The 1,270-nt window shown below is 57.8% G+C and carries 2 protein-coding genes; both read right to left on the bottom strand.

Annotated elements, in window-relative coordinates; translation table 11 throughout:
• Positions 1 to 78 precede the first annotated feature (78 nt).
• Complete coding sequence (locus tag DK391_RS44025; RefSeq protein WP_109484274.1) at positions 79 to 534, bottom strand: MarR family transcriptional regulator; 456 nt, start codon at positions 532 to 534, stop codon at positions 79 to 81.
• 50 nt (positions 535 to 584) lie between these two features.
• A partial coding sequence (locus tag DK391_RS44030) for an SDR family oxidoreductase (protein ID WP_109484275.1) occupies positions 585 to 1,270 on the bottom strand: 686 nt, incomplete at its 5' end.

A 1,270-nucleotide genomic window follows, 5' to 3' on the forward strand; every position in this document is an offset into this window, starting at 1 on the left:
TTGCAGAGCGTCTCAACTCGAACTGAGACCGGCCACAGGCCTGCTCGATCATTTGAGACAGCTTTGACTGCAGAGTTGCTAGTCGGTGCGGGACGTCACCGCCAGCGCTAGTTCCCGGAAACGGGCGGCCTCGAGTTTGCCCACGCGTTCCTCAAACTCGCGTTGGGCGGCCTCCCAGAAAGGGCGACCTTCTTCGAGCCTCTCTACCCCACGAGCGCCAAGATGTAGCGTCACTGCTCGTCCCAGCTTCTCACGCCCCTCTGCGACAGAACCTTCGTCTTTCAAGGGGCGCACGGTCCGAATCAGTGTCGTACGATCCATCTCCATCCTCCGGGCCAGTTCGATCACTGTGCTACCTGGGTATCGCGCCAAGATCGAGAGGATAGAGAATTGTGACGACGTCAGACCGACAGCCTCCAGGTGCCCTTCATAGATACGCGTGATGAATCGCGCACTGCGACGCCCCGTCAGGCAGAAGCACAAGTCCGGATCATCCGGCTCGGTTGGCATCGGAATGCGATTTACCTTTTTCATATGCGTTCGATTTCCAAAGGATCACTGCTGTCGGAATCTGGCAAACGTCTTTACACCACCGACGGATCGATGTAAGCAGGAATCTCGGCCGAAAGCGTGCTCTTGATGGCACGCGTGCCTGCATCAGCGAGGACTTCGCTCCCGCCGGCGTCGACGACATCATATGCCTGGCGCGCCACGTCCCGTGGATCGGTCTTGGGCAGATCGACATCTTTGGCGAGATCGGTATCCAGAAAGCCGACGTGAAGTCCCACCACCTGCACGTCCTTTTCGCGGAGCAGCGCACGAATGTTATTCGTATAGCTCCATGCAGCTGCCTTCGTCGCAGAGTATGGCGAGAGGACGGGGACGACCTTCCATGTCGCATCCGAAAGAATATTGACGATGGCGCCTTTGCCTGCCACCAAAGCACTGTGGAAAGCGTTCGTCACGCGGATCATGCCGAAGTAGTTCGTCTCGAAGAACCGACGGGCCTGATCGATTTCTTGCTCGGTAAAATGTTCCTGAGTCAGTTCCGCGATACCCGCGTTGTTCACGAGTAGCGTGACATCGGGAGCAGCTTTGGCGGCCGCGGCAATTGACTCCACGTCGTTGACGTCAAGCTTGACGGGTTCAATGCCCGGCTCGCTGAAGTTGTCAGGGTTACGCATACCTGCGTAAACCTTCGTCGCACCGCGTGCCACTGCCTCGCGAGCGAATGCCAGACCGAGACCGCGATTTGCACCCGTAACAAATA

It is taken from the genome of Paraburkholderia sp. C35 (assembly GCF_003121405.1).
Classification (GTDB): Bacteria; Pseudomonadota; Gammaproteobacteria; order Burkholderiales; family Burkholderiaceae; genus Paraburkholderia.